Here is a 25,715-nt window from a genome sequence, read left to right on the forward strand (position 1 = left end):
GGCCGACGAACCGGCTTTGTCCCCCTCCGCGTGCGCATGCTCAGCAGTCACCAACGGACTCCCCTCTCCGGGTGTCATGGGCCGATGCTAGGTGGCCCGGCCTGGAACCGCCCGCCGGGGGTATGGCGCTCCTCACGAAATGGGCTGGGGCATAATGGCCGACTTGCGCGCACACGTCGTAACTCTACGTCACCGATAGATCGACAGGCACCCATGCAAGCGCTCATCGGAGGTGATCGACACCTCATTACGATCACCCTCGATGCTGTGAGCTACCTCAAGGACCAAGGACTCCTTGCCTGGTCAGGGCGGTTACCTCAGAGTTGACGTTGCAGTCATCACTACGAAACGTGAACCGCGCAGCATCGTTCTCGGGCAGACTCAGGTACGCGCCTGCCCCTTCACCACGACGATCATCCGGGGTCCTCATGAGCTCCTCCGCGCCGCACCAGACCATCGGACTCACCACCATCTCCCGCACCGTCGCGTCGCTCGCCGTCGGTGTCGTCCACACGGTCGAGCGCGCGGTGGTCGGTCCCACCCGGATCCGGACCGCCCGGGGCAACGCCTGGGAGGCCGTCTGCGCCGACCGGGCCCGCGCCGACCAGCGGGCCGCCCTGGACCAACTGGTCGCCGAACTCGCCGCCACCCGGGTCCGCGACCGGCAACCGGTCAGCTGACCAACCACACCGACGACCGGCCGCCGCCACCTGGCTCGGCCACTACGCGGCCCGGCCACCCAGCCGGCTCGGCGGCGGTTTCAGCGCACCGTGGGGTCCTCGCCCCGGTCCAACGCCTCCCAGGCGTCCCTCGTGCCGGCACCCTCGATCGGGCCGGTGCTGTCGACGGGCTGCCGGGAGCGGCGTTCGTACCGGGCGCTCATCGCCGGCCACCGGTCACCCCGCAGCGCGGTCAACACCCCACCGGCCACGGCGATCAGGCCACCGAGCAGGGTGAGGGCGGGCCACTGCCGGCTGACCTGGTCGCCCAGGTCGGCCACCAGCCCGTAGCCGCCACCCCCGGCCATGGCCAGGCCCAGCAGCGCCAACAGCCCGCCGACCGCCCGACGCAGCCAGCCGCCGGTGGCCAGCATCGCACCACCCCCGGCCAGCCCCACCAGGGCCAGCGCCGGCAACCAGGGCAGCAGACCGGCGCCGCTGCCCTCCTCGTCGAGGGTCGAGCCGGTGGCCGCCACCGTCCAGGTGCGGGTCACCGCCCAGAGGGCCAACCCCGCGCCGGCCAGGCAGGCCAGCACGGCGTACGCCAACTCACGCCGCACCGACGCTCGCGCCGCCACCTGCGGCTCGTCCGTCTCGCTCACCGGATCGACCTGCCCGCCACGACATCCACCCGCGATCGTCGGGCCGGGATCACCCCGGCCTCCGCCGGCACCCGTACGGTCATCGGGCCGGCCTCAGGGTCTCCGCCGCGGCGATGGCCGCCAGGACGGCGGCGGCCTTGTTCCGGGTCTCCTGGTCCTCGGCGGCCGGATCGGAGTCGGCCACCACCCCGGCACCGGCCTGCACGTAGGCCCTACCGGCGCGGATCAGGGCGGTCCGGATCGCGATCGCCATGTCCAGGTCGCCGCCGAAGCCGAAGTAGCCGACCGTACCGCCGTAGAGGCCACGGCGTACCGGTTCCAACTCCTCGATGATCTCCATGGCGCGCACCTTCGGGGCCCCGGAGAGGGTGCCCGCCGGGAAGGTCGCGGCGAGGGCGTCGAAGGCCGTGCGGTCCTCGCGCAGGGTGCCGACGACCGTGGAGACGATGTGCATCACATGGCTGTACCGCTCGATGGTGGCGAACTCCGGCACCTCGACCGTGCCCGGCCGGCAGACCCGACCCAGATCGTTGCGTCCCAGGTCGACCAGCATCACATGCTCGGCCCGCTCCTTGGGGTCGGCCAGCAGTTCGGCGGCCAGGCGGGCGTCCGCCTCCGGGGTCACCCCGCGCGGACGGGTACCGGCGATCGGGTGCAGCAGGGCCCGCCGCTCACCACCCTCCTCGATGGTCACCTTCAGATGCGCCTCCGGGGAGGAACCCACGATGTCGAAGTCGTCGAAGCGCAGCAGGTACATGTACGGGCTGGGGTTGGTGGTCCGCAGCACCCGGTAGACGTCCAGCGGGTCGGCCTCGGTGTCGCGTTCGAACCGTTGGGCCAGCACGATCTGGAAGCATTCGCCGGCCCGGATGGCCTCCTTGGCCGCCTCGACCGCCTTGGGGTAACCCCCCTCGGGGGTACGGCTGCGTACCTCACCGACCGGTGGGCGGTGCACCGTGGAGACCATCGGGGGGATCGGCCGGGACAGGGCGGTCGTCATCGCGTCCAGCCGGCCCACCGCGTGGTGGTAGGCGGCGGCGACCAGGGCCTCGCGGCCCGGCTCGTCCGGCGGGGGCAGGACCGCGTTGGCGACCAGGATCGCCGAGCCGTCGAAGTGGTCCAGCACCACCAGGTCGGTGGCGAGCATCATGCCCAACTCGGGTACGCCCAGGTCGTCCTCGGTCAGGTCGGGCAGCCGCTCGAACCGCCGGATCAGGTCGTAGCCGAGGTAGCCGACCATCCCCCCGGTCAGCGGGGGCAGCCCGGCCTGCGGATCGCCCGGCGGCCCGGCCAGCGCGCTCACGGTCGCCCGCAGCACCTCGACCGGGTCACCGCCGGTCGGCAGACCGGTCGGTGGGGTGCCGAGCCAGGTGGCCGCGCCGTCGCGCTCGATCAGGGTGGCGCTGCTGCGTACCCCGACGAAGGAGTACCGGGACCAGGACAGTCCCGCCGAACCGACCCCCTGCTCGGCGGACTCCAACAGGAAGGTGCCCGGGCCACCGGCGAGCTTGCGGTAGACCCCCACCGGCGTCTCCGCGTCGGCGAGCAGTCGACGGGTCACCGGCACCACCCGCCACCGGGCCGCCAGCTCGGTGAAGGTGGCCTCGTCCGGACTCACCCGACCGTCCGTCACGAGGTCACCTCCCCGGTGACCGGAAGCTCCGTGTGAAAGCAGGTGCGCTGCCCGGTGTGGCAGGCGGGGCCCACCTGATCGACACTGACCAGCAGGGCGTCACCGTCACAGTCCAGGGCCACCGACCGGACGTACTGGTGGTGACCGGAGGTGGCGCCCTTGACCCAGTACTCCCGGCGGCTGCGCGACCAGTAGGTCGCCCGGCCGGTGGTCAGGGTGCGGTGCAGGGCCTCGTCATCCATCCAGGCGACCATCAACACCTCACCGCTGTCGTGCTGCCGGACCACGGCGGCCACCAGACCCTCGGGGGTACGGCGCAGCCGGGCGGCGATCGCCGGGTCCAGCCGGGAGGGCCGGTCCGGGCCGCCGGAGGGTGGCGCTTCGCGGTGGGCGCCGGTCACCGGCGCGTCAGGTACGGACACAGTTAGCCATTGTTCCGCACGCGGCGCGGGTACCCCAGCGGGCTCCCGCCCGCCGGGCACGGGCGGACCGACAGCCTCCGGATCGCGCGGCGGCACCACGGCGGAGGGCTCCCCGTCGTTCGGCGGCGTCACCACGGCGGGCTCCCGCTCTTCCGGCGGCCTGACGGGGGTGGGCTGCCGCCCGAAGGGCACGGAGGGAGCGGCGGGGGGCGCGGGCGGAGCGGCGGGCCGGGCCAACTGGGCGATGTAGCGGTCCAGGCGGCCGTCGAGCAGGGCCTCGGCCAGGTCCGGGCCCCCCGCCTCGGCCACCTCGGCGGCGTACGGGCGGATCAGCGGCAGGATGCCGGCCACCAGTCGGGCCGCGGCTGCCCACAGGCGGCCGGTCGAGCCGGGCCACAGTCCGAGGCAGCGCAGCATGTCGTCGCGGTACCCGGCCGGGGCCACCGGCAGGTCGAGGGCGGCCGTGAAGGCCGACCGGCGGGACACCACCCGGACGGTGGGATTGGCCAGGCGCAGCACCGACGGGCAGAGCCGGGCCAGGTCGGCGGCGGCCAGTCGCAGCCCGACTCGATCGGTGGCGTCCCGAGCCGAGGCCACCTTGCCGAGGGTGGCGATCAGGTCCTCCAGCCGTGGCTCGTCGGCCGGCTGGCAGAGCACCGGCAGATCGATCCGGGCCCGCCAGCGCGGATCGGCCCACAGCAGCCGGGCGGGGGCCGTCACGGGCAGACCGAAGGCCCAGTCGGCCGGCTCGCCCAGCCGGGTGACCCAGGAACGGATGTCCCGGGCGGCGACGGAGACATGGGTCAGTCGGCCGGAATGCTCCGCGAAGTAGGCCCGGCGGGCAGCGTACGGGGCACCCCCGACCAGCAGGTCGACGTCGACGTCGCTGTGCGCGGTGGCGGCCCGGCGGGCGTGACTGCCGCGCAGCAGGATGCCCACCACGGGCCGGTCGGCGCTCGCCCGCAGCCGTGCGGTCCAGTCGTCGAAGAACCGACTGTCCGGTGACGAGGCGTGGACCACTGAGCCATCCTGCCGCATGTCCGATCTAAGGTGCAATGCCCGATGACGGACCCGTTGTACCTTACGGAGCTCTCGGCCATGTCATCGGCAGTCGTGCATCGAGGGCGCAGGCATCGCCATTGCTCCGCCGAAACTGATTCCACCAGAGCTGATTTCCACAGATCATGAGTTTTCGGAGGTGGCCGATGGTCGACGCGATCGCCGTCCGTGGCCTGGTCGTGGACCGGGGCGGGCGGCGAGTTCTGGACGGCATCGACGCCGTCGTCCCCGGCGGCTCGGTCACCGGGCTGCTCGGGCCGAGCGGAAGCGGCAAGACCACCCTGATGCGGGCGATCGTCGGAGTTCAGGTGATCACGGCCGGCGCGGTGACCGTGCTGGGTCAGCCGGCCGGCTCAGCAGGTCTACGCCACCGGGTCGGCTACCTGACCCAGGCGCCGAGCGTCTACGCCGACCTCACCGTCCGGGAGAACGCCCGCTACTTCGCCGCTCTGCACGGCCGGGGCGCTGCCGAGGCGGACCGGGCCGTGGCCGACGTCGGGCTGGCCCCGGCGGCCCGGCAGTTGGTGGGCAACCTCTCCGGTGGGCAGCGCAGCCGGGCGTCGCTGGCCTGCACCCTGGTCGGTGACCCGGAGTTGGTCGTGCTCGACGAACCGACGGTCGGCCAGGACCCGGTGTTGCGGGCCGACCTCTGGGCCCGGTTCCACGAGTTGGCCGCGACCGGGACGACCCTGCTGGTGTCCAGTCACGTCATGGACGAGGCGGCCCGTTGCGACCGCCTGCTGCTGATCCGCGCCGGACAGCTGATCGCCGACGACACACCGGACGCCGTCCGGGCTGCCGCCGGGGTCGACGACCTCGACGAGGCGTTCCTGCGGCTGATCCGAGCGGCTGAGACGAAGCCGAGCGGGGAGGCGGGATGAACACCCAGATCCTGTTCGCCACCGTCGGGCGCATCCTGCGCCAACTGCGTCACGACCGGCGGACGGTGGCCCTGCTGGTGGTCGTGCCCACCGTCCTGCTGACCCTGATCTACTACATGTACGCCGATCAGCCCACCGTGCCGGGGACGCCGTCCGCCTTCGACCGGATCGCGCTGGTCATGCTCGGCTTCTTCCCGTTCATCATCATGTTCCTGGTGACCAGCATCGCCATGCTCCGCGAGCGGACCACCGGCACGTTGGAACGCCTGCTCACCACCCCGCTGGCCAAGGCCGACCTGCTCTTCGGGTACGGCATCGCCTTCGGGTTGGCCGGCGCGGTGCAGGCCACCATCGCCTCGGCCGTGGCGTACTGGGTCTTCGGCCTGCACACCGCCGGCAGCAGCGGGCTAGTGATCATGATCGCCGCGTTGAACGCGGTGCTCGCCGTCGCGCTCGGACTGCTGTGCAGCGCCTTCGCCCGCACCGAGTTCCAGGCCGTACAGTTCATGCCGGTCGTGGTCGCGCCGCAGATGCTGCTCTGTGGGCTGTTCGTCCCGAAGGCGCAGATGGCGGGCTGGTTGCAGGCGGTCAGCGACGTGCTGCCCCTGACGTACGCCGTCGAGGCGCTGCAAGAGGTCGGCGCGCATGCCGAGCCGACGGCGACGATGTGGCGTGACGTGGCCGTGGTCGCCGCCGTGACGGTGCTGGCGCTGCTGCTCGCCGCGGCCACCCTGCGACGACGCAGCAGCTGACACCGGCCTCCGGACCCGGGGGTCCACCTTGCCCCGCACGCGGCTTCGCCTCGGCGTGCAGGAGGACGATGGCACGGCTGACCAGCCGGTCAGCGGGTCTGTTCCAGCCAGGAGGCGTAGAGCAGGGCGTAGACGGAATCCGGGTCGGCGACCAACTCGTCGTGCGGACCCCGCTGCACGATCCGGCCACGGTCCACCACGATCACCTCGTCGGCGTTCTGGGCGGTGGAGAGCCGATGCGCGATGGCCAGGGTGGTGCGCCCACGGGTCACCGCGTCCAGGGTCCGTTGCAGCCGGACCTCCGTGGCCGGATCGACGGCGCTCGTCGCCTCGTCCAGCACCAGCAGGTCCGGGTCGGCCACGTACGCCCGGGCCAACGCGACCAACTGCCGCTCCCCCACGCTGAGCGCCTCGCCGCGCTCGCCGACGCCGGTGGCCAACCCGGCCGGCAGGCCCTCCAACCAGTCACTCAACCCCAGCTCGGTGAAGGCGGCGGTGAGTTGCTCGTCGGTCAACTCCGGGCGACCGAAGCGGACGTTGTCGGCCACGGTGGCGTCGAACAGGAAGCCGTCCTGCGGCACCATCACCACCCGGGAGCGCAGCGACTCGAACCGTACGTCGGTCAGCGGCACCCCGGAGAGCAGCACCTCACCCTGCGACGGATCCATCAGGCGGGTGAGCAGTTTGGCGAAGGTGGTCTTGCCGCTGCCGGTCTCCCCGACCACGGCCACCCGGCTCTTCGCCGGTATCTCCAGGCCGACCTCGTGCAGCACGGTAGGACCGTTCGGATAGGCGAAACTCACCCCGGCGAAGCGGATGTCCAGCGGGCCGGGTGGCAGGTCCCGCCCCTGCTCGCCCGGGTCGGCCACGTCGGGAGTCATGTCCAGCACATCCAGCACCCGACGCCAACCGGCGATCGCGTTCTGCGCCTCGTTGAGCACCTCCGTGGCGATCTGCACCGGCTGGATGAACAGCGTGACCAGGAACAGGAACGCGGTGACCTCACCGATGCTCAGGGTCTGGTCGGCCCCGAGCAGCACCCCGACGACCACCACCCCGGCCAACGCCACCCCGGCGGCCAACTCCCCGACGGAGCTGCCCAGGATGCTGATCCGGATCGCCTTCTGCTGGGCCAGCCGTTGGGAGTCGATCGCCGCGTCCAGCCGCCGGGCGGTCCGCCCGGCGATGCCGTACGCCCGGATCACCGGCGCCCCCACCACGCTCTCGCCGACCGCGCCGAGCAGGGCGCCGGTGCGTTGCCGCACCACCCCGTAGGCGGCGGCCAGTCGGCGCTGGAGCAGCCGGATCACCACGACCGCCGGTACGAAGGCGGCGTACACCACAAGGGTCAGTTGCCAGGAGTACGCCAGCATCACCAATGTGGTGACCGCCAACTGCCCCAGATTGACCAGCAGGATCACCCCGCCCCACTGGAGGAACTGGGTGATCTGGTCGACATCGCTGGTCACCCGGGAGACCAACGAACCACGCCGCTCGGACTGCTGGTGCAGCATCGACAGGTCGTGCACGTGCCGGAAGGCCCGCACCCGCACGTTGGCCAGGGCGGTCTCGCTGACGGTGAACAGCCGCCGCATCATCAGGTAACCGCAGACGGTGGTCACCACCAGCACCGCCCCGGCCACCGCCACCACGGTGAACAGCGCGTTCAGGTCCAGCCCGCCGACGATGCCCCGGTCGATGCCCTGCTGCACGGCCACCGGCACGGCCACTCGCCCGACCATGTAGACCAGGGCCAGGCCGAGAGTGCCGGCCAGCCCGACCCGCAGCTCCGGCGAGAGGGCCAGGCCACGGCGCATCGTCTGCCAGGTCGACTCGGCCCGCTCCGACGCCGCCTCTGCGTTGCTCGCGCTCACCGAATCACCTTCCGTTCCCGACTGCGGGACTCCGCCGCGCTGCGTTCCTCGCGCTCACCGGTCCACCTCCAGGCCGGAGGGCAGGGGGGTGACCTCGTCGTACTTCGCCGCGCTCTCCGGGTCGACCTCGGCCTGCTCGTAGGCCGTCACCAGGTCGGCGTAGCCGGGCACGGTGGCCAGCAGGGTCGAGTGGGTGCCACGGGCGAGCACCCGGCCCTGCTCCAGGTAGATGACCTCGTCGGCGAGGGCGATGGTGGCCCGACGGTAGGCCACCACCAGGATCGACGCCCTGGGACCACCGCTGGTCGAGGAGCGCAGCCCGGCCAGGATGGCCGCCTCCACCCGGGGATCCACAGCGCTGGTCGCGTCGTCGAGCACCAGCAGGCGGGGCCGCCCGGCCAGCGCCCGGGCCAGGGTGAGCCGCTGCCGCTGCCCGCCGGAGAGGGAGGTGCCCCGCTCACCGACCATGGTGTCCAGCCCGTCGGGCAGGGCGGCGACGAACCCGTCGGCCTCGGCCAACCGCAAGGCGGCCCAGACCGCCTCGTCGTCGATGCCCGGCCGGTCCAGCGAGACGTTGGCCCGGATGGTGTCGTCGAAGACGAACGGCACCTGGGCCACCAGCGCCGCGTTGGCGGCCAGCGAGTCCGAGGTCAACTCCCGGACGTCCACCCCGTCCAGGCGGACCGTGCCGGACAGCGGATCCACCAGTCGTACGGCCAGCGAGGCGATGGTGGACTTGCCGGCCCCGGTCGGCCCGACCAGGGCCACCGTCTTGCCGGCCTCGACCGTGAAGGAGACCTCGCCGAGCACCTGCGCGCCGGGCAGATGCGCCTCGGCGGGTTCGTAGGCGAAGCCGACCTCGGTGAAGGTGAGCGAGGCCGGTGCGGTGGTGGAGGGCAGCCGGGTGTCGCCGTACGGCATCTCGCCGGTGGCCTCCAGAACCCGGTTGACCCGGTCCCACCCGGCGACACTGCGCGGCAACTCGGCCAGCACCCAGCCGATCGCCCGCACCGGGAAGGCCAGCACGGTGAACAGGAAGGCCACGCTGACCAGGTCCGCGACGTCGATGGCCCCCTGGCGCAGCCGGTACGCCCCGACCACCAGCACCGCCAGGGTGCCGAGGCTGGGCAGGGTCTCCAACATCGGGTCGAAGATGCCGCGCAGCCGCCCGACGGAGATCAGGGCGTCGCGCAGTTGCCCGGCCCGGCCGGCGAACCGCGCGGTCTCCTGGCTCTCCCGACCCATGGTCTTGACCACCAGGGCACCGTCGAAGCTCTCGTGGGCGATCTCGCTGACCTCGGCCCGCAGCCGCTGGGCACGGGCCTGGCGCGGCGCCATCCGCCGGGAGTAGGCCACGTTGAGCGCGAACAGTGCCGGGAAGACCGCCAGCCCGACCAGGGCCAGCGCCCAGTCGGTGAAGAAGAGCGAGGACACCGCCCCGACCAGCATCACCAGGGTGCCGACCGCGAAGGGCAGCGGGGCGATCGGCTGCCAGGCCGCCTCCACGTCGGAGTTGGCGTTGGACAGCAGGGTGCCGGTGGCGTTGCGGTGGTGCCAGGACAGCGGCAGGTCCAGGTAGCGACGGGTGACCCGGCGCCGATAGGCGGCCTGGAGGCGGTACTGCATGTATCCGGCGCCGAGTCGTCGGCCGAAGATGCCGACCACCCGCAGCACACTGAGCCCGAACAGCGCGGTGGCCGCGATGGCCAGGGCACTGACCCCCACGGAGCCGCGCTCGATCGCCGGGACCACCACCTCGCCGACCACCCGGCCGACGATGAAGGCGCTGGCCACCACCATCGCGCCGAACAGCACACTGCCGCTGACCGCGACCGCGAAGATCCTCGGCTGCTCGCGGATGGCCCGCCCCAGGACGGCCAGACCACGACCCAGCACATCCCGACTAGTCCCGCTCGCCACTGTCTCCCCCGCCGTAAGCCGCCAATATCCTCTCTCATCCTTACCGTTGTCCGCTCCCCCTGCCGACCCCCCGGTGATATGTCCGACGTCACCCCCAGGTGGCAACCAGGCACGACGGCCCATCCAGCGGGGTCGGTGGGATGGGCCTAGCATCGCTGTCATGTCGCGGTACGCCCGATCGGAGCGCAAGGCGCTCACCGACCTGATGTCCACGCTGGGACCGCAGGCCCCTACCGTCAACGAGGGTTGGACGGTGCGCGACCTCGCCGCCCACCTGGTGGTCCGCGAACGTCGGCCGGACGCCGCCGCCGGCATCCTGTTGGCTCCGCTGCGCGATCGCGGCGAACGGGTCCGCCGGCAGATCGCGGCGGGCGACTGGGCCGACCTGCTCGACCAGGTACGGAACCCTCCGGTGTGGAGCCCGATGAGCAACCCCCTGACCGACGAACTGACCAACACCCTGGAGTTCTTCATCCACCACGAGGATGTCCGTCGGGCCCAGCCGCAGTGGCAGCCGCGCGAGTTGCCGGCCGGGCTGGATCAGGCCCTGTGGCGGCGAACCTCGACGATGGCCCGGCTGACGCTGCGTCGTTTCCCCGCCCGGCTGGTCGTGCAGGCGCCGGGGCACGGTGAGGTCGTCACCGGCCAGGGCGGCGAAACGCTGCGCCTGGTCGGCGCCCCGGGCGAATTGACCCTGTTCCTGTCCGGTCGGCAGCGGGTGGCCCGGGTGGAGATCGAGGGCCCGGCGGCCCTGGCGGACCGGCTACGCGAGGCCAAGCTGGGCTTTTAGCTCGGTGTGCAGAACCGGCCACCGACCACACCCGAATAGTTATCCGGTCCGTACCCTGAGTTGATCGAGCCTCCCGTACGCTTGCCGCGCCGCTCCGCCCCGGGGGCGGCAGGAACAGGGAAACTCGATGCGAAGCTTTGCGCTGTCCGTCCTGCGAGAACCTCCCTTCACTGCGGATCAGCACCAGGACACCGAGGCACTGGCTCGGGAGAGCGAGAGCTGGGCGCAGCAGCTGGGACTGATCAGTAACGGACGGCGGTTGCGTCGGGCGGATGCTGCCGGGCTGGCCGGCCGGGCCTGCCCACAGGCACCCCGTGATCGTCTACGCCTGCTGTCCGACCTGATCTCCTGGCTGTTCGTGATGGACGACGCCTGCGACGAGGACGGTCTGGGGACCGATCCGACCCGCCTGGCCCCCACCGTGGCGGCCCTGCTGGACGTGCTGGATCAGCAGGGTGGTCGGGACGCCGAACCGGCCGCCGGCCCGTTGGGGGCGGCGCTGGCCGACCTGTGCCGACGGGTACGCGCCCACGACCGGCCGGCCGTGCTGCTGCGGTTCACCTCGGCCATGCGGGAGTACCTGCTGGCCCTGCTCTGGGAGGCGGCCAACCGGGAGCACGACCGGGTGCCCCCGGTGCACGAGTACGTGCAGATGCGTCGGCACACCGGTGGAGTGTTTCCCAGCCTCACCCTGACCGACCTGGTCCTGGACGGCTTCCCCTCGGCCGAGCACCGGGCCGACCCGCAGTGGGCCGCCCTGGATCAGCTCGCCGCCAACCTGATCTGCTGGTGCAACGACGTCTTCTCGTACCGCAAGGAGCACCGGGCCGGGCCGGACGCGCACAACCTGGTCACCGTGCTGAGCCGGGAGACCGGCGACGAGACCGCGGCGATCCGGGCCGCGGCGGCCCGCTTCAACGAGGAACTCGGCACCTATCTGACCACGGAGAGCGACCTGCTGGCGCAGCACGGCGAGGCGGTCCGGCCGGCGCTGGCGACCCGCCGGAACTGGATCCGGGCGACCTACGACTGGTCCCTGGCAGCGCAGCGCTACGCCTGAGCGGAGCCGGCCGGAGAGGAAACCGGCCGGTGGATGATCGACGGGGCTAGCCACTCCCCGACACAGGCAATACCCTTCGGTAACGAACACTCGACGTGACGATGGTCACGCCTCCACCCCCGAAGGCGGCTACAGCGATGGCTCTCGATGTACCGTACCGTTCCATTCCTGACATGTTCCTCAAGCGCGTGGCGGCCACACCGGACCGCCAGGCTTTCGGTCGCCCCGGCCCGGACAACTCTCCGGTATGGCTGACCTGGGCGCAGGTCGCCGAGCGGGCCAAGGCGGTCGCCGCCGGTCTGCACGGCCTGGGCGTCGGCCAGGAGGATCCGGTGGCGATCCTGGCGAACACCCGGCTCGACTGGGTCATCGCCGATTTCGGCATCATGTGTGCCGGCGGTGCCACCACCACGGTCTACCCCACCACGGAGCCCGACGACGCGACCTACATCATCGCCGACTCCGGTTCCAAGGTGTTGTTCGCCGAGGACCCCGGCCAGGCGGCGAAGATCGCCGGTGCCCAGCTACCCGCGCTGACCCACGTGATCCTCATCGACGGGGAGCCCGACCCCTCGGCAGCCGTACCCCAGCTCACCCTCGCCCAGTTGGAGAAGCAGGGCGCCGAGCGGCTGGCCGAGGACCCGGAGCTGGTCGACCGCCTGGTCGCCGAGATCGGCCCGGACCACCTGGCCACCCTGATCTACACCTCCGGCACCACCGGCCGACCCAAGGGGGTCGAACTGCTGCACGGTGGCTGGTGCTGGGAGGGCGTCGCCCAGGAGGCGGTCGGCCTGCTGCGCAATGACGACCTCCAGTACCTCTGGCTGCCGCTGTCGCACTCGTTCGGCAAGACCCTGCTCTGCGGGGCCACCCACGTAGGCCTGCCGACGTACGTCGACGGCCGGGTCGACAAGTTGGTCGAGTTGCTCTCGGTGGTCCAACCGACCCTGATGTGCGGGGCCCCCCGGGTGTTCGAGAAGGTCTACAACAAGTCGGTGACCACCGCCCAGGACGCCGGTGGCGCCAAGGCGAAGATCTTCGCCTGGGCGGTCGGGGTCGGCAAGGAGAAGGTCGCCCTGGAACAGGCCGGCAAGCCCCTGCCCGGCGGCCTGAAGTTCAAGTACACGCTGGCCGAGAAGCTGGTCTTCAGCAAGCTCCAGGCCCGCCTCGGCGGGCGGATCCGGGTGCTGGTGTCCGGTGCCGCCCCGCTCAGCCCGGAGATCGCGACCTTCTTCGCCGCGGCCAACCTGCCCATCTCCGAGGGGTACGGGCTGACCGAGTCCAGCGCCGGCAACTTCGTCAACCCGCCCAACGGGCTGCGCATCGGCACGGTCGGCAAGGCGATGGGTGACCTGGAGTGCCGCATCGACACCGACGGGGAGATCCTGATCAAGGGTCGCCCGGTGATGCGCGGCTACCACAACCTGCCCGAGGAGACCGCCGCCGCCTTCACCGAGGACGGCTTCTTCCGTACCGGTGACATCGGCGAGCTCGACGCCGACGGCTACCTGCGCATCACCGACCGCAAGAAGGACCTGGTCAAGACCTCCGGCGGCAAGTACATCGCCCCCTCGTACATCGAGGGCATGTTCAAGGCGACCTGCCCGTACACCTCGCAGGCGGTGGTCGTCGGCCAGGCCCGCAACTACTGCACCATGCTGGTCACCCTGGACCCGGACGCCATCGCCGGGTGGGCGGCCGGCACCCCCCTGGAGGGTCGGCCGTACGCCGAGATCGTCGCCTCGCCGGAGGCGAAGGCGATGGTCGAGGAGTACGTCGCCCAGCTCAACAGCAAGCTCAACCGCTGGGAGACCATCAAGCAGGTCACCATCCTGCCGCGTGACCTGACCATCGAGGACGGCGAGATCACCCCGTCCCTGAAGATCAAGCGTCGCGGGGTGGAGAGCAACTTCTCCACCGAGATCGACAAGATGTACACCGGCACGGTCGCCGAACTCTGACGGCAACCGCTCGCAGGCACCCCTCCGAGCCGGCCCCGCACCCCACCCAGGGCGCGGGGCCGGCTCGGTGCGTCCTGACCGCCGACGCTCCCGCAGCCCGTGCCGACGCCCGCGCGGCGGTCCCTGCGGCCCAGCCGACGCCCGGCGCGGACCAGGGCCACGCCGACCCGCTCAGGCGATGACGCTGGGCTCCCGCCAGCGGGGCGCCCCGCCCCGGTCCAGGTCGTAGCGGACCGCCGCGATCCGCCCGACCGCCTCGACCAGGTCGGCCGAGGGCAGGGTGAACGGCAGTCGCAGGAAACGCTCCAGGGTGCCGTCCAGGCCGAACCGGGGACCCGGGGCCAGGCGTACCCCGACCTCCTCGGCCGCCCGCGCCAGGGCGCTGGAGATCGGCCCGTCCAGCTCGGCCCAGAGGGTGACCCCACCCCGGGGCACGGTGACCCGCCACTCCGGCAGCCGCGCCGCCAGGGCGCCGAGCAGGGCGTCGCGCTGGGCGGTCAACTGGGCCCGCCGGGCGGCCACGATGGTCGGCGCGGCGGCCATCAGGTGTACGGCGACCAGTTGGTCCAGGACCGGACTGGCCATGTCCACGCCCACCCGGGCCGCGGCCAGCCGCTGCACCTGCGGGGCGGAGGCGCGGATCCAGCCGATCCGCAACCCGCCCCAGAAGGGCTTGCTCATGCCGCCGATGCTGACCACCCGGGAGTGCCGGTCGAAGCTGGCGGTAGGCGGCGGCAACGGGGCGTCGTCCAGCGACAGGTCCACGAAGGACTCGTCGACGATGAGGTCGGCGCCGACCGCGTGGGCGGTGGCCACCAGCCGCTCCCGCAGGTCGGCCGACATCAGGTGACCGGTCGGATTCTGAAAATCGGGAATCAGGTACGCGACGCGGGGGCGCACCTGTCGCAGCGAGCCGAGCAGCAGGTCGGCGTCCCAGCCGTTCAGCTCGGCAGCCAGGCCGTGAGTGGTGATCCGGGCCCGTCGGGCGGCGAGGGCCGCCAACGCGTTGGGGTAGCTCGGCGACTCCACCAGCACGCTGCCACCCGGGGCCAGCGCCAGTCGCAGCACCAGGTCCAGCGCGTGCTGGGTGCCGTTGGTGACCATGATCTGATCCGGTGAGGTGGGCAGGCCCCGGTCGGCGTACGCCTGGGCCACCGCCTCCCGCAGCTCGATGATGCCGATCGGGTGGTAACCGGCACCGCCCAGGTAGCGCGGCAGGTCCTCGGCCGCCGCTCGGGCGGCCGGCAGCAACTCCGGTGGAGCGGCCAGCGCCGCCACCCCGAGATCGAGCATGTCCCGGTCGTCCAGCGGGATCCACAGGCCGTTGCTGGCCACCCGGTGGGTTCCGGGCAGCATCGTCCAGCTGCCCGCACCCCGCCGACTGGCCAGATGTCCGCTGTCGCGCAGTTCGCGGTAGGCGGCCGTGACGGTGGTCCGGCTGATCTGCAGCGCCTCGGCCAGATCCCGCTCGGCCGGCAGCCGTACCCCCAGCGGTAGCCGACCGTCGGCGAGCAGGCCGCGTACCGCACCGGCCAGGGCCGCGTAGTCCGGTCTGCGTCGGCGGCCCGGCAGCGCATGCCACTGCCCGAGTAGGCGGGCCAATTGGGCTCCGCGCACCTGACTGGTCATGGCCACTCCCCCAATATTGGCTCTTTTTGAATGCCAATTGGCCACTAGGGTGGCAGGAGTGACATTGATTGGCAACCTGCGGCATCGTCCGGTGCGACGGTTGGTGCAACTGTTCGTCGGCCTGCTGCTGTACGGCGCGAGCATGGCGATGATGCTCCGTTCCGAACTCGGCCTGAACCCCTGGGACGTGTTCCACCAGGGCGTCTCCCGACTCACCGGGCTGAGCATGGGCACGGTGGTCATCATCGTGGGGGCCCTGGTCCTGCTGGCCTGGATCCCCCTGCGGGAACGTCCCGGCGTCGGCACCGTGGCCAATGTCGTCGTGATCGGCCTGGCGGTCGACCTGACCCTGGCCCTGCTGCCGCCGGTGGAGAACCTCGCCGTCCAGATCCCCCTGCTGACCGCCGGGATCGTGGGTAACGGGCTGGCCACCGCCCTCTACCTCGGGGCCCGCCTCGGGCCCGGCCCACGAGACGGGCTGATGACCGGTTTCGTCGCCCGCCGACCCGGTCGCTCGTTGCGCCTGGTCCGCACCGTCCTGGAGATCGGGGTACTGGCCGTGGGCGCGCTGCTCGGCGGCCAACTCGGCATCGGCACGGTCGTCTACGCGCTGACCATCGGGCCGCTGACGCAACTCTTCCTGCCCCATTGCGACGTGCCGGAGCCGCAACGCGAGGCACCACCCCGGATCGAGCCGGCACCGGCCACCTGACGGTCACTGAGGGCGATCACCCTGGTCGACAGCCGGCCGTGACCACCGAGGTCACGGCCCTGCCTTTCGGCCCGCACATCACAGGCCGTAACTCTTGGGTGGGTGGTGTTTTCTTGACCCCGATGGGACGGCAGAATCCTCACATGGGGGAGAACGCCTGGCGTCGGACCGATGCATGGATCTTCGTCTCGCTGGTGATCGCCAGCGGTGCGGGGCGGCACCGGCGGTCCCCGACCACACGCCGCCCGGAGGGCGTACGCCTGGCCGATGTGCTGTCCACGGCCGACCATCTTGACCAGAGCATCCCCGAGCGGCACGACATCGAGGAGGCGATCCGGCGGCTGCTCGGTGCCGGCCTGGTCGATGTCGCCGACGGTTGGTTCAGGATCACCCCGGACGGCGAGCGGCTGTGGCGGTCCCGACCCACCGCCGGGCTGGCCACCACTGTCGACACCGTGCAGAGTGTGCTCAGCCGCCGACATCCGCCGGGCACGGCCGAATGGCACCTGGACGAGGCCGAGCACGCCGCCGCCGTACAGGAATATCTGGTGCGGACCATCCCGATGCCCCGGCGTTCCCCGGAGGGGCATTCCGGCCACAACTGAGCCCGCGAGGGTCAGCGGACCGGGTGCCTGAGCCCGCGAGGGTCAGCGGACCGGGTGACCGGCCGTACGCAACGCGTCCTTGACCTGACCGACGGTCAGCTCCCCGAAGTGGAAGACGCTGGCGGCCAACACCGCGTCGGCGCCGGCCCCGATAGCCGGTGGGAAGTGCGCCACCTCACCCGCGCCGCCGCTGGCCACCACGGGAACCTCCACCACCCGGCGGACCGCCCCGATCAGTTCCAGGTCGAAACCCGCCTTGGTGCCGTCGGCGTCCATGGAGTTGAGCAGGATCTCACCGGCGCCCAACTCCGCGCCGCGCCGCGCCCACTGCACGGCGTCCAGCCCGGTGCCCCGCCGGCCGCCGTGGGTGGTCACCTCGAAGCCACTGGGGGTGGTGCCGGCCGGGGCCCGTCGCACGTCCAGCGAGAGCACCAGCACCTGCCGACCGAACCGGTCGGCGATCTCGGCGATCAACTCGGGCCGGGCGATCGCGGCCGTGTTCACCCCGACCTTGTCGGCACCGGCGCGCAGCAGGGTGTCCACGTCGGCGACCGTGCGTACCCCACCGCCGACGGTCAACGGGATGAAGACCGACTCGGCGGTACGCCGCACCACGTCCAGCATGGTGCCCCGATCGCTGGAGGAGGCGGTCACGTCGAGGAAGGTCAACTCGTCCGCGCCCGCCCGGTCGTAGGCCGCCGCCAACTCGACCGGATCACCGGCGTCGCGCAGGTCGAGGAAGTTGACCCCCTTGACCACCCGACCCGCGTCCACATCGAGACAGGGGATCACCCGTACCGCCACCGTCATGACACCAGCCTATCGTCGCGCCTCGGACCGACCGCGCGCCCGTCCGAGGCCGCCGGCGGTGTTAACCGGGGTCCCCTGCTCTACCGCAGGCGTTAACAAGGGGCCCTTCCTTACTGCTCGCCCTACTGCTCGGCGAGGGTCTGGAGGGCCTGGGCGACCGTGAAGGCACCGGCGTAGAGGGCCTTTCCGGCGATCACACCCTCGACTCCGATCGGTTCCAGGGTGGCCAGGGCCCGCAGGTCGTCCAGGGTCGAGACCCCCCCGGAGGCGATCACCGGGGCGTCGGTACGGGAGCAGACCTCCCGCAGCAGGTCCAGGTTCGGCCCCCGCATGGTGCCGTCCTTGGTGATGTCGGTGACCACGTACCGGGCGGCCCCGGCCTTGTCCAGGCGCTCCAGCACCTCGTACAGGTCACCGCCGTCGCGGGTCCAGCCCCGGGCCGCCAGGGTACGTCCCCGCACGTCCAGCCCGATCGCCACCCGGTCGCCGTACTCGCCGCAGATCCGGTCGCACCACTGGGGGTCCTCCAGGGCGGCGGTGCCGATGTTCACCCGGGCCGCACCGGTGGCCAGGGCGGCGCGCAGTGAGGCGTCGTCGCGGATGCCACCGGACAACTCCACCTGCACGTCGAGCCGACGCACCACCTCGGCCAGCAGGTCGGCGTTGGAGCCCCGGCCGAAGGCCGCGTCCAGGTCGACCAGGTGGATCCACTCGGCGCCGTCCCGCTGCCAGGCCAGGGCGGCCTCCAACGGGTCACCGTAGGTGGTCTCGCTGCCTGCGGCGCCCTGCACGAGCCGGACGGCCTGGCCGTCGGCGACGTCCACGGCGGGCAACAGAGTGAGGCTCACGTGTCTTTGTCCTTCCAGAATCAGGAACGGCGGTCCAGGGCGATCACCACGATCACCGGCAGTACGAGCAGCAACAGCACGATCAACACGACACGCAGCGCCAGGTCCGGTACGAGCACCCAGATCAGCGTGATCATCGCCAGGGTCAGCGCCGCGATGGTGGCCCGTTCCCGACGGGAGTAGCGCAGCAGGCGTCCCGTACGCCCACGTCGCACCGTGGGCACCATCCGCCGGATCAGCGCCCGACGGCGGGCCCGGCGGGCCATGGCCCGTTCCCGGGCCACCCGCCTGCGCGCCGCCTCCGCCTCCCGGGCCGCACGGCGACGGGCCCGTTCCTTGCTCACCGGGCCCCCCGCCGCACCCGGCCGTCCGGCCACGCCGGGCCGTTCGGTTCAGCCATCGGTGGGTAGCGTGTCCAGCCAGTTGCGCAGCAACCTGGCGCCGGTGTCGGCGGACTTCTCCGGGTGGAACTGGGCGGCCGACAGCGGGCCCCGCTCCACCGCGGCGACGAAGTCGGCCTCGTGGTGGGCGGTGGTCACCCCGGCGCCGGCCGCGACGAGGGCGGTCGGGTCGCAGACGGCGTACGAGTGGACGAAGTAGAACCGGCTGTCCGTCGGCAACCCGGCGAACAGCACCGAACCGACCGGCGGCTCCACGGTGTTCCAGCCCATGTGCGGCAGCCGGGCGGCCGGCAACCGGGTGACATCGCCGGGCAGCAGGCCCAGTCCCTTGGTGATGACACCGTGTTCGTCACCGGATTCGAAGAGGATCTGCATGCCCACGCAGATGCCCAGCACCGGACGGCCGGCGGCCACCCGTCCGGCGATCACCGGACCGGCACCCAGGGCCTCGATGCCGGCCATGCAGGCGGCGAAGGCGCCGACCCCGGGCACCACCAGACCTTCGGCGTCGGCCGCGGCGGCCAGGTCGTCGGTGACGGTGACCTCGGCACCGGCGGCGGCCAGGGCCCGCTCGGCGGAGCGCAGGTTGCCCGAGCCGTAGTCGAGCACCACCACCCGGGGCCGAGGGGTGTCGCGGTCCGTCACGATCCCTCCCCGGGCAGCAGCCACAGCACCCCGGCCACGGTGGCCAGCACCGCCAGCAGGGCGGTGACCACCACGGCCCCGCGCGGGGCGCCCTGCCGGTGCAGGGACCAGGTCCCACCCACCAGCACCCCGGCGAAGATCAACAGCAGGGTCGGCAGGATCCCGCTCATCGGCGCCACCCCCGCCCGTACCGCCCGGCGGCCATCACAGGGCACCCTTCGTGCTGGGGATCACGCCGGCCGCGCGCGGATCGATCGCGGTGGCCTCCCGCAGGGCCCGGGACACCGCCTTGAACTGCGCCTCCACCACGTGGTGGGCGTCCGGGTGGCCGCCCGGACGGGCCGCCCGCAGCACGTCCACGTGCAGGGTGATCCGGGCCGCCTGGCCGAAGGACTCCCAGATGTGCCGGGTCATGCTGGTCGGGTAGACCGGTCCGATGTACGGGGTCAGCAGCGGCTCGTCGTGCACCACGTACGGCCGACCGGACAGGTCGACGGCGGCCCGGACCAGTACCTCGTCCATCGGGACGGTGGCCGAGCCGTACCGGCGGATGCCGGCCTTGTCCCCCAGGGCCTGATCGAACGCGGCGCCGAGCGCCAACGCGGTGTCCTCCATCGTGTGGTGAGCGTCGATCTCCAGGTCACCCACCGTCTGGACGGTCAGGTCGAAGCCGCCGTGCCGGGCGATCTGGTGCAGCATGTGGTCGTAGAAGCCGACCCCGGTGCTGATCTCCGCCGCTCCGGTGCCGTCCAGGTCGATCTCGACCAGGACCTTGGTCTCCTTGGTGATCCGCTCCACCCGGGCGGTCCGGCTCATCATGTGCCTTTCGGTCGCGGCGGGGCTGACAGGCCCGCCCGCTGAATCTGGTCGATGGCTGCCAGGAAGGCGTCGGTCTCGGCGGGGGTGCCCGCGGTCACCCGCAGCCAGCCGGGCAGGCCGACGTCGCGGACCAGCACACCATGATCGAGCATCGCCTGCCAGGCCAGGGTCTGGTCACCGTCGACGGCGTACAACACGAAGTTGGCGTCACTGTCGGCCACCCGCAGGCCACGGCGACGCAGCTCGGTGACGATCCGGTCGCGCTGCTGCATGATCGCGGCGACCGTGCCGAGCAGGGCGTCCCGGTGCGCCAGGGCGGCCCGGGCCGCGGCCTGGGTCAGCGCGGAGAGGTGGTACGGCAGGCGGACCAGCTGCACCGCCTCCACCACGGCCGGGTCGGCCGCCAGATAGCCCAACCGGCCACCGGCGAACCCGAAGGCCTTGCTCATCGTGCGGGTGACCACCAGCCGGGGGTGACCGGGCAGCACCGCCAGGGCGCTGACCGTGCCCGGGCGGGCGAACTCCGCGTACGCCTCGTCGACCACGACCATCCCGGACGCGACCTCCAGCACCGCCGAGATCACCGCCGGGTCGAGGGCCGTGCCGGTGGGGTTGTTCGGCGAGCAGAGGAAGACCACGTCCGGTCGGTGTTCACGGACCTGGGCCACCGCCTCCTCGACGGTCAGACCGAAATCGACCCCCCGGCGGGCCGGCACCCACCGGGTGCCGGTGCCCAGCGCCAGCAGCGGGTGCATCGAGTACGCCGGGACGAAACCCAGGGCGGTACGCCCCGGACCACCGAAGGCCTGGAGCAGTTGCTGCTGGATCTCGTTGGAGCCGTTGGCCGCCCACACCCCCTCGGCGGTGAGCCCGTGACCGAGGTAGGCGGCCAGGTCGGCCCGCAACGCCACCGCGTCCCGATCCGGGTAGCGGTTGAGGTCACGCACCTCGGCCGCGACGGCCTTGGTGATCGCCTCGGCCACCTCCTCGGGCACCGGGTAGGAGTTCTCGTTGGTGTTCAGCCGCACCGGCACGTCCAACTGCGGGGCGCCGTACGGCGACCGGCCGCGCAGGTCGTCCCGGATCGGCAGGTCCTCCAGCCGGGTCATGACATCTCCGGGAAGCGGAGGCTGACCGCCTGGCCGTGCGCCGGCAGGTCCTCGACCCCGGCGAGGGTGACCACGTGCGGCGCAACCTCCCGCAGCGCCGCCTCGGTGTACTCCACCAGGTGGATGCCGCGCAGGAAGGACTGCACCGACAGCCCCGAGGAGTGCCGGGCACAGCCGCCGGTGGGCAGCACGTGGTTGGAGCCGGCGCAGTAGTCACCCAGGGACACCGGCGAGTACGCCCCCACGAAGATCGCCCCGGCGTTGCGTACCCGCATCGCCCACTCCCGGGCGTCGACCGTCTGGATCTCCAGGTGCTCCGCCGCGTACGCGTCGACCACCCGCAACCCGGCCTCCAGGTCGTCGACCAGCACGATGCCGCTCTGCGGACCGCGCAGCGCGGTGCCGACCCGCTCAGCGTGCTTGGTGGCCGGCACCTGCCGGGCCAGTTCCCGGTCCACCGCGTCGGCCAGGGCCACCGAGGGGGTGACCAGCACGCTGGCCGCCAGGGGGTCGTGCTCGGCCTGGCTGATCAGGTCGGCGGCGACATGCACCGGGTCGGCGCTGTCGTCGGCCAGGATGGCGATCTCGGTCGGGCCCGCCTCGGCGTCGATGCCGACCACACCCCGCAGCAGCCGCTTGGCCGCGGTCACCCAGATGTTGCCCGGGCCGGTGATCATGTCGACGGGTGCGCAGTGCGCGCTGCCGGCGGCGTCGACCGCGCAGCCGTACGCCAGCATGGCCACCGCCTGGGCGCCGCCGACGGCGTAGACCTCGTCGACCCCCAGCAGGGCGCAGGCGGCCAGTACCCGCGCATCGGGCAGCCCGTCGTTGTCCTTCTGCGGCGGGCTGGCCACCACCAGGGACCGGACCCCGGCCGCCTGGGCGGGTACCACGTTCATCACCACGGTCGAGGGGTACATGGCCAGGCCACCGGGGACGTACAAGCCGACCCGGTCGACCGGAACCCAGCGTTCGGTGACCGTGCCGCCCGGCACCACCGTGGTGGTGTGATCGGTACGGCGCTGGTCGGCGTGCACCTTGCGGACCCGGGCGATCGCCTCCAGCAGCGCGGCCCGTACCTGCGGATCCAGGGTGCTCTCCGCCGCCGCGATGGCCTCGACGGGCACCCGCAGCACCTCCGGGGACACCCCGTCGAACCGCTCGCTGGCCTCCCGGACCGCCGAGTAGCCATGCTCACGGACCGCCGTCACGAGGGGCCGGATCTGCTCGACGGCCACCGAGACGTCGAGCTGGGCACGAGGCAGCAGGTCACGCGGGTCGGGCACGCCGCCGCGCAGGTCGATGCGGTTCAACACGCCTGCGAGTCTAGGCGGCCCGTCAGGGCGGCGACCCGCGCCGCCCGTAGGCCGGGACGGTGAGCCGGGACACTCGTCACCCCGCCGGTGCGGCTACCCTCGATTCCGTGACCGCACGGCTGCCGGTGTTCCCGCTCGCCACGGTGCTCTTTCCCGGGCTGGTGCTGCCACTGCACATCTTCGAGGAGCGCTACCGGGCCCTGGTCCGGCACCTGATGGCCCAGCCCGAGGGCACACCGCGCGAGTTCGGGGTGGTGGCCATCCGCAGCGGCTGGGAGGTGGCACCCGCCCCCGGCCGGGTCCTCGCCGGCAGCGGGGAGTTGACCCTGCACGAGGTGGGTTGCAGCGCGGAGCTACGACAGGTCACCGAGTTGGCCGACGGTGGTTTCGACATCGTCACGGTGGGGCGGCGCCGGTTCCGGATCGAGCAGCTCGACAACGCCGCCGAGCCCTACCTGACCGCCGAGGTGAGCTGGCTGCCCGAGCCGACCGGCCCGGACGAGGCGGCCAGTCTGCTGGCCTCCCGGGTGATCGCCGTCTTCCGGGAGTACCTGGGCCTGATGCGCACCGAGGCCGGTCAGCTGACCGAGCAGCTGCCGGAGGACCCGACCGTGCTCTCCCACCTGGTGGCCGCGACCGCCGCGCTGACCGTGGCGGACCGGCAGCGACTGCTCGCGATCGACGACACGACCGCCCGGCTGCGCGCCGAGCTGACCCTGCTCAACCGCGAGGCGGCTCTGCTGCGCCAGGTGCGGGCGGTTCCGGTGTCGCTGGCGGAGTTGGCCAAGCCCCCGCCGGCCCCGAACTGACCCCACCCGCCGCAGGCACCCCGGGCGCGAACCCACCCGGTCCCGGCGGCGGTCCCGGCGCGAACCCGCCGGCGGGCGGTGGCGGGTAGCCGCCGACCGCGCCCGGCCCGGCCGGCCAGGGGCCCGGCCCACCCGGCGGGTAGCCGGGCGGCAGGGTCAGCTCCGGCTCCGGGCGCAGCGAGGGCCACTGGGACCAGCCCGCCAGCAGGGTGTACGTCACGGCGGCGCCGAAGGCCGGCAGCAGCAGGTTGCCGTACGGCAGGGGCAGCACCCCGAGGACCATCTCGATTCCGCCGGCCCGCAGATCGGCCGGCTTGGTGAAGGCGGTGCCCTCCGGCGCGGTCGCCAGCAGGCGTTCGTAGGTGCCCAACCCGATGCGGCGACCGACCTGCCAGGCGACCATCGCGGCGGCCAACGCCCCGGCCACCACCACGACCAGCCCGAAGGGGCCCCGGCGGCGGCGCAGCACGATCCACAGGGCCAGCCCGGCGAGCACCCCGAAGGCCAGACCGAGCAGGCTGAACCAGCCGTCGGCGGCGACCGGCTGCTCCGGCTGGGGCTCGCCGTAGACGGCGCCGTTGGCGGTCTTGACGACCGGGGTGGCCGGGGAGATCACCGCCCACAGCAGCCCCAACGGCACCCCGAGCAGGGCCAGCACGAACACGGCCACCAGCCCGACCCGAACGCTGCGGCGGGGCGGATCGGCCGGTGCCTGAGGGGCGACCGGTGCGGGCGCCTGGGGGTCAGCCGACGATGCCGGTGCGGGCGGTTCGACGGCGGGTGTCTCCGGACTCACCCGATGATCCTCGCAGCTTCCTCGACGCGCTGTACACGGTGTGGTCGCCTCAGCGGGCGAAGGGCTCCAACATCACCGAGGCGGCCCGCATCCACGCCTGCCGGGTCTCGGCCTGGAGCTGGTGATATTCGATCGAGGAGCCGGTCTCCAGGGCCGGGTCGTAGGGCACCACGGCCACCGTCCGGGTACGGGTGGCGAAGTGCTTCTCCAGATCGTTCTGCAAGGGCAGTCGGCCCGGGGTGGGACAGGAGATCAGGGTGACCGCGTTGTCGGCCAGCTCGCCCATGCCCTCGGAGTGCAGCAGGTCGAGCATCCAGTCCGCGCTGAAGGCGGCATCCTCCCGGGGCACCGTGGTGACCACCAACTGGTCGGCGGCGTGCATCACCGTACGCCAGTTCGGGCTCTCCACGTTGTTGCCGGTGTCCACGCAGATCACCTCATGGGTGCGTCGCAGCAGCTCCAGCACCCGCTTGACGGTGAACTGGTCCAGCCGCTGGGCGAACCGGGGGCTCTCCTCGCCGGCCAGCACGTCGTAGGACCCGTCGGAGGCGTGCCGCAGGTAGTCGTCCAGCGCCTCCAGCAGCTCGTTGCCCTCCCGGATCTCGATCTGGACGAGATCGGCCACCAGGTGCCGGATGGTCCGGGCGTGCCGGGCGCTGCCGGCGCGTAACCCGAGGGTGCCGCGTAACTCGTTGTCGTCCCAGGCCAGCACCCCCCGGCCGCGTACGCTGCCGATGGTCGCCGCCGCCAGCACGGTGGCGGTGGTCTTGTGCACCCCGCCCTTGGGATTGGCGAAGGCGACCACCCGTGGGGTGCCCAGGTCCTTGCGCAGCACCGCGGCGGCGCGCTCCAACTCGCTCTCGATGCTCTGCGCCCGCCACTCGATCCGCCCGGGACGCCCGGCCACCGCGGCCGAGGCGACCGCCGCAGGAGGCCCGGGCGGGGCGGGTGGGGCGGGGAGCCCGGCCGGGGGTGCGGGGGGTACGCCGAGCCCGGCCGGCGGCCCCTGGGGCGGGCCGGGCGGTTGGTAGCCGCCGTTGTCCAGCAGGGCGTAGCGGGAGTCCATCGGCGGGGCGGCGTGCCGGTACCCGTTGTCCAGCAGGGCGTAGCGGGAGTCCACCGGCTCTGGTCGACGTGGCTCCGGCGGATGGGGGTACGCCGGTTCCGGCGGATGGGTCACCGGCTCCGGCGGATATCCGGGGTGGCCGCGGTACCCGGGTGCCGGTCCGGGGGCGTCGAACCGGTAGCCGGCCTCCGGGCGGTAACCCGGGTCGGCGCCGTACGTCCGATCTGGCGGCGGTCCGGTGGCCGAGGCGCGCCCCGAGTAGCCGGAGCCCGACGCCCGACGCGGCAGCGGCTCGGTCGGCGGCGGCTCGTCGGCCTGTCGCTCGTTGGTTGCCTGCTCAGCGCCGCGACCGCCGAGGCGGGCTCGGTCGAGCAGGGCCCGCCACCGCGGTGCCGGCTCGGCGGGCCGTCCCCAACCGGTCTCGCTGCCGTCCACGGCTCGCCTCCCCAGCGCCTCGGTCTCCGTCTGACAGGCTAC

25 protein-coding genes and 1 pseudogene are annotated in these 25,715 nt (G+C 72.4%); 9 read left to right on the forward strand and 17 right to left on the reverse strand.

The window, feature by feature from the left end; genetic code table 11:
• Positions 1 to 428: 428 nt before the first annotated feature.
• Positions 429 to 680: a hypothetical protein gene (locus tag ACLQ2T_RS18670; RefSeq protein WP_425767630.1), complete on the forward strand. Its 252-nt coding sequence runs from the start codon at positions 429 to 431 to the stop codon at positions 678 to 680.
• Between the two features lie 80 nt (positions 681 to 760).
• Here the strand turns inward: ACLQ2T_RS18670 and ACLQ2T_RS18675 are convergent, their stop codons facing one another.
• The 4 genes and pseudogenes from ACLQ2T_RS18675 to ACLQ2T_RS18690 form a co-directional block, all read right to left on the reverse strand.
• A complete protein-coding gene (locus ACLQ2T_RS18675; RefSeq protein WP_425767631.1) occupies positions 761 to 1,321 on the reverse strand; it encodes a Trp biosynthesis-associated membrane protein in 561 nt (186 codons plus the stop codon).
• A gap of 79 nt (positions 1,322 to 1,400) precedes the next feature.
• On the reverse strand, positions 1,401 to 2,954 hold the full coding sequence (locus ACLQ2T_RS18680; protein ID WP_425767632.1) for an anthranilate synthase component I: 1,554 nt from the start codon (positions 2,952 to 2,954) through the stop codon (positions 1,401 to 1,403).
• Positions 2,951 to 3,376, reverse strand: coding sequence for a phosphoribosyl-AMP cyclohydrolase (hisI, locus tag ACLQ2T_RS18685; protein WP_425767708.1), 426 nt, complete (start codon positions 3,374 to 3,376; stop codon positions 2,951 to 2,953). The genes ACLQ2T_RS18680 and hisI overlap by 4 nt, the downstream gene beginning before the upstream one ends.
• A gap of 333 nt (positions 3,377 to 3,709) precedes the next feature.
• Positions 3,710 to 4,414, reverse strand: a pseudogene (locus ACLQ2T_RS18690) (phosphoribosyl-AMP cyclohydrolase); the annotation flags it as partial.
• A gap of 167 nt (positions 4,415 to 4,581) precedes the next feature.
• Between ACLQ2T_RS18690 and ACLQ2T_RS18695 the strand changes: the two are divergent.
• A complete protein-coding gene (locus ACLQ2T_RS18695; protein WP_425767633.1) occupies positions 4,582 to 5,316 on the forward strand; it encodes an ABC transporter ATP-binding protein in 735 nt (244 codons plus the stop codon).
• On the forward strand, positions 5,313 to 6,068 hold the full coding sequence (locus ACLQ2T_RS18700) for an ABC transporter permease (RefSeq protein ID WP_425767634.1): 756 nt from the start codon (positions 5,313 to 5,315) through the stop codon (positions 6,066 to 6,068). Before ACLQ2T_RS18695 ends, ACLQ2T_RS18700 begins: the two co-directional genes overlap by 4 nt.
• An 89-nt stretch (positions 6,069 to 6,157) precedes the next feature.
• Here ACLQ2T_RS18700 and ACLQ2T_RS18705 read toward each other — a convergent pair whose 3' ends face one another.
• Positions 6,158 to 7,885 carry an ABC transporter ATP-binding protein gene (locus ACLQ2T_RS18705; RefSeq protein ID WP_425767709.1) on the reverse strand — a complete coding sequence of 576 codons (1,728 nt, stop codon included), beginning with the start codon at positions 7,883 to 7,885 and terminating at the stop codon, positions 6,158 to 6,160.
• Between the two features lie 111 nt (positions 7,886 to 7,996).
• A complete protein-coding gene (locus ACLQ2T_RS18710) occupies positions 7,997 to 9,862 on the reverse strand; it encodes an ABC transporter ATP-binding protein (protein WP_425767635.1) in 1,866 nt (621 codons plus the stop codon).
• Between the two features lie 160 nt (positions 9,863 to 10,022).
• Here ACLQ2T_RS18710 and ACLQ2T_RS18715 point away from each other — a divergent pair, with 160 nt between their 5' ends.
• From ACLQ2T_RS18715 to ACLQ2T_RS18725, 3 genes are all read left to right on the forward strand, one after another.
• Positions 10,023 to 10,652 (forward strand): TIGR03085 family metal-binding protein, encoded by a 630-nt coding sequence (locus ACLQ2T_RS18715; RefSeq protein ID WP_425767636.1) that lies wholly within the window; start codon positions 10,023 to 10,025, stop codon positions 10,650 to 10,652.
• 127 nt (positions 10,653 to 10,779) lie between these two features.
• Positions 10,780 to 11,712, forward strand: coding sequence for a terpene synthase family protein (locus ACLQ2T_RS18720; protein ID WP_425767637.1), 933 nt, complete (start codon positions 10,780 to 10,782; stop codon positions 11,710 to 11,712).
• A gap of 137 nt (positions 11,713 to 11,849) precedes the next feature.
• On the forward strand, positions 11,850 to 13,673 hold the full coding sequence (locus ACLQ2T_RS18725) for an AMP-dependent synthetase/ligase (protein WP_425767638.1): 1,824 nt from the start codon (positions 11,850 to 11,852) through the stop codon (positions 13,671 to 13,673).
• 171 nt (positions 13,674 to 13,844) lie between these two features.
• Here ACLQ2T_RS18725 and ACLQ2T_RS18730 read toward each other — a convergent pair whose 3' ends face one another.
• Positions 13,845 to 15,302, reverse strand: coding sequence for a PLP-dependent aminotransferase family protein (locus ACLQ2T_RS18730; RefSeq protein WP_425767639.1), 1,458 nt, complete (start codon positions 15,300 to 15,302; stop codon positions 13,845 to 13,847).
• Positions 15,303 to 15,360: 58 nt separating this feature from the next.
• Here ACLQ2T_RS18730 and ACLQ2T_RS18735 point away from each other — a divergent pair, with 58 nt between their 5' ends.
• Together ACLQ2T_RS18735 and ACLQ2T_RS18740 are read left to right on the forward strand one after the other, a co-directional pair.
• Complete coding sequence (locus tag ACLQ2T_RS18735) at positions 15,361 to 16,014, forward strand: YczE/YyaS/YitT family protein (protein WP_425767640.1); 654 nt, start codon at positions 15,361 to 15,363, stop codon at positions 16,012 to 16,014.
• 143 nt (positions 16,015 to 16,157) lie between these two features.
• Entirely contained in the window at positions 16,158 to 16,619 is a 462-nt protein-coding gene (locus tag ACLQ2T_RS18740) for a hypothetical protein (protein WP_425767641.1), read from the forward strand.
• A 42-nt stretch (positions 16,620 to 16,661) separates the two neighbouring features.
• On the opposite strand, the gene hisF is transcribed toward ACLQ2T_RS18740, so the two are convergent.
• The 8 genes from hisF to hisD form a co-directional block, all read right to left on the reverse strand.
• Entirely contained in the window at positions 16,662 to 17,429 is a 768-nt protein-coding gene (gene hisF / locus ACLQ2T_RS18745; RefSeq protein ID WP_425767642.1) for an imidazole glycerol phosphate synthase subunit HisF, read from the reverse strand.
• A gap of 122 nt (positions 17,430 to 17,551) precedes the next feature.
• Positions 17,552 to 18,277 carry a bifunctional 1-(5-phosphoribosyl)-5-((5-phosphoribosylamino)methylideneamino)imidazole-4-carboxamide isomerase/phosphoribosylanthranilate isomerase PriA gene (gene priA, locus ACLQ2T_RS18750; protein WP_425767643.1) on the reverse strand — a complete coding sequence of 242 codons (726 nt, stop codon included), beginning with the start codon at positions 18,275 to 18,277 and terminating at the stop codon, positions 17,552 to 17,554.
• A gap of 20 nt (positions 18,278 to 18,297) precedes the next feature.
• Complete coding sequence (locus tag ACLQ2T_RS18755) at positions 18,298 to 18,621, reverse strand: hypothetical protein (protein ID WP_425767644.1); 324 nt, start codon at positions 18,619 to 18,621, stop codon at positions 18,298 to 18,300.
• Between the two features lie 48 nt (positions 18,622 to 18,669).
• Positions 18,670 to 19,323, reverse strand: coding sequence for an imidazole glycerol phosphate synthase subunit HisH (hisH, locus tag ACLQ2T_RS18760; RefSeq protein WP_425767645.1), 654 nt, complete (start codon positions 19,321 to 19,323; stop codon positions 18,670 to 18,672).
• Complete coding sequence (locus ACLQ2T_RS18765; protein ID WP_327024867.1) at positions 19,320 to 19,493, reverse strand: hypothetical protein; 174 nt, start codon at positions 19,491 to 19,493, stop codon at positions 19,320 to 19,322. The genes hisH and ACLQ2T_RS18765 overlap by 4 nt, the downstream gene beginning before the upstream one ends.
• A gap of 34 nt (positions 19,494 to 19,527) precedes the next feature.
• Positions 19,528 to 20,139 (reverse strand): imidazoleglycerol-phosphate dehydratase HisB, encoded by a 612-nt coding sequence (hisB, locus tag ACLQ2T_RS18770; protein ID WP_425767710.1) that lies wholly within the window; start codon positions 20,137 to 20,139, stop codon positions 19,528 to 19,530.
• Positions 20,139 to 21,251, reverse strand: a complete 1,113-nt coding sequence (locus ACLQ2T_RS18775) for a histidinol-phosphate transaminase (protein ID WP_425767646.1) — start codon at positions 21,249 to 21,251, stop codon at positions 20,139 to 20,141. The genes hisB and ACLQ2T_RS18775 overlap by 1 nt, the downstream gene beginning before the upstream one ends.
• Positions 21,248 to 22,567: a histidinol dehydrogenase gene (hisD, locus tag ACLQ2T_RS18780; protein WP_425767647.1), complete on the reverse strand. Its 1,320-nt coding sequence runs from the start codon at positions 22,565 to 22,567 to the stop codon at positions 21,248 to 21,250. The genes ACLQ2T_RS18775 and hisD overlap by 4 nt, the downstream gene beginning before the upstream one ends.
• A 107-nt stretch (positions 22,568 to 22,674) precedes the next feature.
• On the opposite strand from hisD, the gene ACLQ2T_RS18785 reads away from it, so the two are divergent.
• Entirely contained in the window at positions 22,675 to 23,376 is a 702-nt protein-coding gene (locus tag ACLQ2T_RS18785) for an LON peptidase substrate-binding domain-containing protein (protein WP_425767648.1), read from the forward strand.
• Here ACLQ2T_RS18785 and ACLQ2T_RS18790 read toward each other — a convergent pair.
• Together ACLQ2T_RS18790 and ACLQ2T_RS18795 are read right to left on the reverse strand one after the other, a co-directional pair.
• Positions 23,288 to 24,172 carry a DUF2567 domain-containing protein gene (locus ACLQ2T_RS18790; protein WP_425767649.1) on the reverse strand — a complete coding sequence of 295 codons (885 nt, stop codon included), beginning with the start codon at positions 24,170 to 24,172 and terminating at the stop codon, positions 23,288 to 23,290. The two genes, ACLQ2T_RS18785 and ACLQ2T_RS18790, sit on opposite strands and share 89 nt — an antisense overlap.
• A 49-nt stretch (positions 24,173 to 24,221) precedes the next feature.
• Positions 24,222 to 25,673, reverse strand: a complete 1,452-nt coding sequence (locus ACLQ2T_RS18795) for a MinD/ParA family ATP-binding protein (RefSeq protein WP_425767650.1) — start codon at positions 25,671 to 25,673, stop codon at positions 24,222 to 24,224.
• Positions 25,674 to 25,715 lie beyond the last annotated feature (42 nt).

The organism is Micromonospora sp. DT229, from assembly GCF_049844505.1.
Classification (GTDB): domain Bacteria; phylum Actinomycetota; class Actinomycetes; order Mycobacteriales; family Micromonosporaceae; genus Micromonospora.

Excerpts from the sequence above, each read along its gene's own strand:
- ACLQ2T_RS18670 (WP_425767630.1), top strand. The coding sequence starts at position 429 with ATGAGCTCCTCCGCGCCGCACCAGACCATCGGACTCACCACCATCTCC.
- ACLQ2T_RS18695 (WP_425767633.1), top strand. The coding sequence starts at position 4,582 with ATGGTCGACGCGATCGCCGTCCGTGGCCTGGTCGTGGACCGGGGCGGG.
- ACLQ2T_RS18700 (WP_425767634.1), top strand. The coding sequence starts at position 5,313 with ATGAACACCCAGATCCTGTTCGCCACCGTCGGGCGCATCCTGCGCCAA.
- ACLQ2T_RS18705 (WP_425767709.1), bottom strand. The coding sequence starts at position 7,885 with ATGCGCCGTGGCCTGGCCCTCTCGCCGGAGCTGCGGGTCGGGCTGGCC.
- ACLQ2T_RS18715 (WP_425767636.1), top strand. The coding sequence starts at position 10,023 with ATGTCGCGGTACGCCCGATCGGAGCGCAAGGCGCTCACCGACCTGATG.
- ACLQ2T_RS18720 (WP_425767637.1), top strand. The coding sequence starts at position 10,780 with ATGCGAAGCTTTGCGCTGTCCGTCCTGCGAGAACCTCCCTTCACTGCG.
- ACLQ2T_RS18725 (WP_425767638.1), top strand. The coding sequence starts at position 11,850 with ATGGCTCTCGATGTACCGTACCGTTCCATTCCTGACATGTTCCTCAAG.
- ACLQ2T_RS18730 (WP_425767639.1), bottom strand. The coding sequence starts at position 15,302 with ATGACCAGTCAGGTGCGCGGAGCCCAATTGGCCCGCCTACTCGGGCAG.
- ACLQ2T_RS18740 (WP_425767641.1), top strand. The coding sequence starts at position 16,158 with ATGGGGGAGAACGCCTGGCGTCGGACCGATGCATGGATCTTCGTCTCG.
- hisF (WP_425767642.1), bottom strand. The coding sequence starts at position 17,429 with ATGACGGTGGCGGTACGGGTGATCCCCTGTCTCGATGTGGACGCGGGT.
- ACLQ2T_RS18765 (WP_327024867.1), bottom strand. The coding sequence starts at position 19,493 with ATGAGCGGGATCCTGCCGACCCTGCTGTTGATCTTCGCCGGGGTGCTG.
- hisB (WP_425767710.1), bottom strand. The coding sequence starts at position 20,139 with ATGAGCCGGACCGCCCGGGTGGAGCGGATCACCAAGGAGACCAAGGTC.
- ACLQ2T_RS18775 (WP_425767646.1), bottom strand. The coding sequence starts at position 21,251 with ATGACCCGGCTGGAGGACCTGCCGATCCGGGACGACCTGCGCGGCCGG.